Consider the following 5547-nt stretch of genomic DNA (forward strand, 5'->3'; position numbering starts at 1 on the left):
GACAGCTTCCTCGGCGCTGTGCCATCGTTTCTCCCGCCGAAGAAAAGTATCTGTGGCGAAATGGAGAAGGCGGTCTTATGGTCCCGCATCTTCATATCACCCCGGACTCCTGCGCTCTGCATCTCAATTCTTCCGGTAATGAATGCAAAGCGGGAGCCCATGTGGTCTTCTTCCGGCTTCCAGAGGAGCTTCGTTCCAGATAGTCATTTCCGGGTTTCGCGTCCTTTGCGAGACCCGGTTATTTTTTTGCTTCTTTCGATTTTTTTCTGTAGAGTAATCTTTATGAATCCCGTAGTAGAATTTTAGCTCGATTATGTTCTACGTCTATCTTTTAGAGAGTAAACAAGGGCTTAATCTTTACACGGGCTTTACGAAGGATTTAAAACAACGTCTGTTTGAACATAATCAAAAATTAAATCTTTCTACAAAAAGATACGCTCCATGGAGACTCATATATTACGAAGCGTGTATAAACAAAAATGATGCGGAAAGACGTGAAAAATATCTAAAAACTACGCAAGGGCAGAGATTGATAAAGCGGAGATTGAAGGATTATCTATACTTAAGAAAGCCGAAAGATTTAATAAGCTAAAATTTCACTACGGGATGAAATATTCTAAAAAAGTTCTGCCAAACGGGCTTCGCATTATTACGGTGCCGATGAAAGACAATCCGACCGCAACGGTGATGGTTTTAGTCGAGGCCGGTTCAAAATACGAAACGAAAGACAAAGCCGGCATTTCCCATTTTCTTGAGCATATTTGTTTCAAGGGCACGGAAAAACGCCCATCGTCTTTTCATATCACTCGCGAGCTCGATCAGATTGGAGCGACGTATAACGCATTCACGAGTCAGGAATTTACTGGCTACTATGCGAAAGCTCGGGCCACAAATCTTCCCGAAATTCTCGATATTATTTCGGATCTCTATTTGAACCCTGTTTTCCCGGAAAAAGAAATTGAAAAGGAGAAAGGCGTTATCATCGAGGAAATCAATATGTATGAAGATACACCGCAGGATCATGTGCAGGATATGTTCGTGAAGCTTCTGTACGGTGATCAGCCAGCAGGATGGAATGTTGCCGGAAGAAAGGAAGTGGTGAATCGTCTGAAACGTGATGATTTCGTGAAATACCGAAGTAAGCATTACGTCTCGAGCGCCACCACGATTATTGTTGCCGGCCATATTGATGAAAAAACCGTCATCTCGGAAATTGAAAAACTCTTTAAAAATATTCCTCATTCAAAAAAAGACGGGAAGCTGAAAGTTATAGAGGAGCAGAAAGCGCCAGAGATTCTATTAAAAGAAAGAAAGGGAGATCAGGCGCATCTTGTGCTCGGTGTGCGTACTTTTGATGTCTATGATAAAAAAAGCAGAGTGGCGAATCTTTTGGCGGGAGTTTTAGGAGGGGGAATGAGTTCGCGTCTTTTCCAGAAACTGCGGGATGACCTTGGAATTTGCTATTACGTTCACGCAGGGAACGACGCTTCGACTGATCATGGGTATTTTTCGGTCTCTGCTGGAGTAGATGTGAATAGAGTTGAAGAAGCAATCGGGGCAATACTTACAGAACTCAAAAAAGCAAAAGAAGAGCTCGTCTCTCTTGAGGAATTAAACCGCGTCAAAGAATACATCATTGGGCATCTCTATCTCGGGCTTGAATCCTCGAATTCTCTTGCGAATTTCTACGGTTTCCAGGAAGTTCTTAAGCGTTCAATCCTTCGTCCAGAGGAGGTGGTGGCAGAGCTTAAAGCAATCACGCCCGAGCAGATCCAATCTATCGCAAAAGAGATTTTCCAAGACGCTCGTCTCAATCTCGCCATCATCGGCCCTTACTCGGATTCCAAAAAATTCTCTTCAGTTGTAAGGTTCTAAATATCTTTGAAAATGGGCATCTGGGGTGATATGATACCCCTATGAACAATGAGCCCCAAAATACCCTCATTCACATCTCCACGGGCACGATCATTAAAAGTCTCCTGTTTATTATCCTTGTCCTCGCTCTCTACTTTTTAAGAGATATCGTTCTCATTATTTTGACAGCCATCGTTATCGCTTCCGCCATAGAGCCAGCGACCCGATATCTCGTAAAGAAGAAAATTCCCCGAACATTTTCTGTCATTATTCTCTACGTGCTTGTTATTTTCGCTCTTGCGGCTGTCTTTTATTTTCTCCTGCCGACCCTCCTTTCAGAGACGACAAGTTTTCTGGAGAGAATAAACTCTATTGATGTGCTCGGGACTCTGAAAGAGCAGGGGATACTCTCTCCCGACAGCCCGCTTCAGGGTCTTTCTTCGCAATTTAATTTGCAGGGTGTTATCGGATCGGTGCGGGGAGTGGTCAATCAGTTTTCAAGCGGATTCTTTAATACCGCAAGTATCCTCTTCGGTGGAGCGCTTTCTTTCATTCTTATTTTCGTCCTTTCATTCTATTTTGCCGTCCAGGAAGACGGAGTGGAAGACTTTCTCCAAGTCGCCGCGCCCATTCGCTATAAAAATTACGTAACGGATTTGTGGAAACGCTCACAGAAGAAAATCGGCCTTTGGCTGCAGGGTCAGCTTCTTCTCGGCCTTCTTGTCGGAGTTTTGGATTTTCTCGGTCTTACTATTTTCGGAATTAAGCACGCACTTCTTTTGGCTGTGCTCGCCGCTCTCTTCGAGATTATTCCGCTTTTCGGCCCGATTCTCTCCGCGGTTCCGGGAGTCGCTATCGCACTTGTAAGTGGGGGAACACCTCTCGCGCTTTTAGTGCTTGCTCTCTACATCATTGTCCAGCAATTCGAAAATCATCTTATCTATCCACTTGTAATAAACAAAGTGGTTGGTATTTCGCCGATTCTCGTTATCGTCTCGCTTCTCGTCGGCTGGAGGCTTGCGGGGTTTCTCGGCGTGCTTCTCTCGGTGCCTCTCGCGGCGGTCTTTATGGAATACTACACGGACGTGAGAAAAGACAAATTCGGGCATCTAAATAAAGCATAGAAAGATAGAAGAATAGAAAATAGAAAGATTAAAATAATTCAATGATTTTCTTTAATGTTCTTTTATTCTATTTTTCTATTATTCTATGAAGACTTTTTACATCACTACAACGTTACCGTATGTGAATTCGGATCCGCATATTGGTTTTGCTGCGGAAATCGTACACGCAGACATTTTGGCCCGCTCTGCGCGACTTATGGGACGGAGCGTTTTCTTCAACACCGGCACGGATGAGCACGGAATCAAGGTGTATCGAAAAGCCGAGGAGGAGGGAATTCCAACGCAAAAATATGTTGATGAAAAAGCGACGCATTTTGAAAGCTTGAAACTTTCTCTCAATTTAAGTTTCAATAGTTTTGTCCGCACCACAGATGCGAGACACAAAGAAGCAGCGCGAGTCTTTTGGGAAGCTTGTGCCGCGAATGGCGACATCTACAAAAAAGCCTACAAAATAAAGTATTGCGTCGGCTGTGAGCTGGAAAAAACAGAATCAGAACTCATAAACGGCCGTTGCGCTATTCACCCGAATTTAGAGCTCGAAATTATTGAAGAGGAAAATTATTTTTTCCGATTTTCAAAATATCAAAAAGCGCTTTTGGATTTGTATGAGAAAAATCCAGAATTTGTTGTTCCTGCAAGGCGTCTGCATGAGATAAAAGCATTCGTTGAAAGGGGACTTGAAGATTTTTCAATTTCACGCCTGAAAAGCAAAATGCCGTGGGGAGTGGATGTTCCAGGCGACAAGGAGCATGTTATGTACGTTTGGTTTGACGCGCTTGTAAACTATATCGATGTTATAGGTTGGCCTGAAAATGAAACCGAATTTGCAAAGTGGTGGCCTGGAATTCAAATCGCTGGAAAAGATAATCTTCGCCAGCAATCCGCAATGTGGCAGGCGATGCTTATGAGCGCAAAGCTTCCAACATCAAAACAAATTATCATTCGCGGATTTATAAACTCCGGTGGACAAAAAATGTCCAAGTCTCTCGGGAATGTCATAAGCCCTACTGATCTGGTGAAGGAATATGGCACTGATGCGGTGCGCTACTTTTTAGCAAGGGAAGTGAATCCATTTGAAGATAGTGATGTGACACTTGAGCGAATAAAAGAGGCTTATAACGCAAATTTGGCGAATGGGTTGGGAAATCTCGTCGCTCGAATAATGAAAATGGCACAAACGAATTTGGAAAGGGTGCCCAAAATTCCAGAAAATACAATCCCAGAAATATTTAAAAAAGCGATTGAAAAATACGATATAAAAACCGCGGCGGACTACGTATGGCAAGAAATCGCTGTCCTCGATTCAATCATTCAAGAAGAAGAGCCATTCAAGCTTATAAAAACCAACAAGGCAGAAGCGATAACAATTATCGAAGACCTCTGTGTTCGTCTCTACACCATCGGCAAAATGTTAAATCCAATTTTGCCCGAAACGTCTGAAAAAATTAAATCGGGAGTTATGGCGAACAAAATGCCCGAAGTTTCTCTTTTCCCGAGGAAGGAATAATCTTGACAGACATTGAAAAGAAGTATTACATGAGAAGAGGTTGAAAGTTTCCATTGTCAAAGAGGAGGTGCGAAGATGGGTAAAAAAGATGTCCCACCAACGCCATTTTTCCTTAAGGTCGGTCCACCTAGGGAGAATATGGGTCTTTTGTTAAAGGAGAGACGGCCGGGAATTTACGAAATCATTACAGAGCATGCCACTTCTGAAGTCCGTGCTACAAGTAAGTTGTGCCATGCGGTTCTCCTCGGATTCCTGGCAGGTAGGCTGATGGAGAGTTCAAGGGTTACACTACTGAAAAAGGTGGTGTGGAAAAGGGCTCCAAAGTCAGGAAGATCTTACACTGCCGTGACACTGACGTTTGAGAGACGGGTGGTAATCAGTCCGAAAAGGAATGAAATCAGGGCTCCGTCTCTGAGAATGATTCAGAAAGCTTTCCGGAATCTGGATTTTCTCGTACAACCTCTGTTTTACAGTTAAGCGTACGAGAGAGTGAGTAATAGGACTAGTCAGCATTTTGCCCTACGTGAACACATCGCGCCGGGCATTTTATTTTGTTAAAATTGAGCGAATGAAATTTCAATTTGTAGACATTCATACTCACGTTAATTTTGCCGCGTTTGAGAAAGACCGCGAGGAGATTATTCAACGTGCCCTGGATGCTAGAGTGGCGATGATAAATGTTGGGACGCAGGTGGATACTTCACGAAAGGCGATTGAGATGGTAGAGAAATATGAGAATTGCTATGCCATTGTGGGGCTTCATCCCGTTCATACTTCAAAATCTTTCCATGACGAGAAAGAGCTTAGTGTTGGTGGGAAAGAATTTACTTCCCGCGGCGAAACTTTCGATACCGCGATATATCGAAGTATGTTGAAGCATCCCAAAGTGGTGGGGATAGGGGAATGCGGACTCGACTACTATCATCTCGATGAGGAGTCAATAAAAATCCAGCAGGAGAATTTCGAAATGCAGATTGATTTGGCGAATGAATCAGGAAAGCCTTTGATGCTCCATGTAAGATCAAATAAAGAGTCCGGGAAAAGTGCTTATAAAGACGCACT

7 protein-coding genes are annotated in these 5547 nt (G+C 43.4%); all 7 read left to right on the forward strand.

What is annotated here, in order from left to right:
- A partial coding sequence (locus PHS53_05060; GenBank protein MDD5357480.1) for a hypothetical protein occupies positions 1 to 203 on the forward strand: 203 nt, incomplete at its 5' end.
- 110 nt (positions 204 to 313) lie between these two features.
- The gene (locus tag PHS53_05065) at positions 314 to 592 is read left to right on the forward strand and encodes a GIY-YIG nuclease family protein (GenBank protein MDD5357481.1); all 279 of its coding nucleotides are present in this window, start codon (positions 314 to 316) and stop codon (positions 590 to 592) included.
- Positions 593 to 606: 14 nt separating this feature from the next.
- Positions 607 to 1875: a pitrilysin family protein gene (locus tag PHS53_05070; protein MDD5357482.1), complete on the forward strand. Its 1269-nt coding sequence runs from the start codon at positions 607 to 609 to the stop codon at positions 1873 to 1875.
- 41 nt (positions 1876 to 1916) lie between these two features.
- Complete coding sequence (locus PHS53_05075; GenBank protein ID MDD5357483.1) at positions 1917 to 2978, forward strand: AI-2E family transporter; 1062 nt, start codon at positions 1917 to 1919, stop codon at positions 2976 to 2978.
- Positions 2979 to 3063: 85 nt separating this feature from the next.
- Entirely contained in the window at positions 3064 to 4485 is a 1422-nt protein-coding gene (locus PHS53_05080) for a methionine--tRNA ligase (protein MDD5357484.1), read from the forward strand.
- A gap of 75 nt (positions 4486 to 4560) precedes the next feature.
- Complete coding sequence (locus PHS53_05085; GenBank protein ID MDD5357485.1) at positions 4561 to 4962, forward strand: hypothetical protein; 402 nt, start codon at positions 4561 to 4563, stop codon at positions 4960 to 4962.
- 91 nt (positions 4963 to 5053) lie between these two features.
- A partial coding sequence (locus PHS53_05090; protein MDD5357486.1) for a TatD family hydrolase occupies positions 5054 to 5547 on the forward strand: 494 nt, incomplete at its 3' end.

This window comes from Candidatus Paceibacterota bacterium, assembly GCA_028714635.1.
Classification (GTDB): Bacteria; Patescibacteriota; Minisyncoccia; order Phycocordibacterales; family JAQTLZ01; genus JAQTLZ01.